Source organism: Bradyrhizobium genosp. SA-3, from assembly GCF_004212635.1.
In the GTDB taxonomy this organism is placed as follows: domain Bacteria; phylum Pseudomonadota; class Alphaproteobacteria; order Rhizobiales; family Xanthobacteraceae; genus Bradyrhizobium.
In genome coordinates this window covers 1-1,330 of the sequence record NZ_PSRT01000310.1, presented here as the reverse complement: position 1 = coordinate 1,330, position 1,330 = coordinate 1, and the positions used below count along the sequence as shown (strand labels likewise).

The window sequence follows — 1,330 nt, the reverse complement described above, 5'->3', positions numbered from 1 at the left end:
CGCCGCGCAGCCGGAAAAGACCGGCCGCGCCGCCAAGGCCGGGGCCGATCGGTCCAAGGACAAGGGCAAGGACGGCGGTTCGACCATCACCGCGAAGATCCGCTCGCTGCTGGTCGGCGCGAGCGTGGTCGTGATCGTGCTCGGCACCTTCAAGATGGCCATGAGCCTGCTCGATGGCGGCAGCCCGCCGCCGGCGCCGCAGGCCATGGAGAATACGTCAAGCCAGCCCACTCCGCTGGCTCCGCCGCCCCCGGTCGAGAGCAAGCCCGCCACGCCCGAGCAGGTCACGCCGTCGATGACGTCGCCGACGCCGATCGGACGACAATCCCAGAACAATGCCGCGCCGGCCGCCAATCCGGGCAGCTCGGCCTCGGTTGAAATCCCGCCCGCGCCTGCCGCGGCCCCGCCACCGCCTGCCTCCAGCGACGTCACCGGCGCGCTGTCGGGCACGAGCCGCGTCAAGCTCGGCCTCATCCAGGTGCCGCCGAGCGAGAAGTTGCCTGACGGCATCGGCGGCCCGGGCCTGCGCACCGCCGCGATGAAGGGCGATGCGACTGCGGCCTACGAGGTCGGCGTGCGCTTTGCCGAGGGCAAGGGTGTGGCTACGAATTACGATGAAGCCGCCAAATGGTACGACCGCGCGGCGCAGGCCGGCGTCGTGCCCGCGACCTTCCGCCTCGGTACGCTCTATGAAAAGGGCCTTGGCGTGAAGAAGGACGCCGACATCGCCCGCCGCTACTACACGCAGGCCGCCGAGCGCGGCAACGCCAAGGCGATGCACAATCTCGCGGTGCTCGATGCCGATGGCGGCGGACGTGGCGCCAATTACAAGAGCGCGGCGCAGTGGTTCCGCAAAGCGGCCGACCGCGGCGTCGCCGACAGCCAGTTCAACCTCGGCATCCTCTATGCCCGCGGCATCGGCGTCGAGCAGAACCTCGCCGAATCCTACAAATGGTTCAGCCTGGCGGCAGCCCAGGGCGATGCGGATGCGGCCGGCAAGCGCGACGACGTCGCCAAGCGGCTCGATCCGCAATCGCTCGCCGCCGCCAAGCTCGCGATCCAGACTTTCAGCGCCGAACCGCAGCCCGATGATGCGGTCAACGTTGCGACCCCGAACGGCGGCTGGGACAGCGCGCCGCAGGCGAGCGCAAAGCCGGCGCCGAAGCAAGTCGCGACCAAGCGCGCGGCCTCGGCCGCGCATTGAAGGCGAATAGCTTTAGATCCGACCAAGCGAGCCACGGGCCTGGTGCACCTCTCCCGCCTGCGGGAGAGGTCGGCGCGTAGCGCCGGGTGAGGGTTTCATCCTCTTGGGGAGGCCCACTGCGGAGAC

At 69.9% G+C, this 1,330-nt stretch carries 1 protein-coding gene; it reads left to right on the top strand.

The window, feature by feature from the left end; genetic code table 11:
• On the top strand, positions 1–1,204 hold a 1,204-nt coding region (locus tag CWO91_RS42210), incomplete at its 5' end, for a tetratricopeptide repeat protein (RefSeq protein WP_130221175.1).
• Positions 1,205–1,330 lie beyond the last annotated feature (126 nt).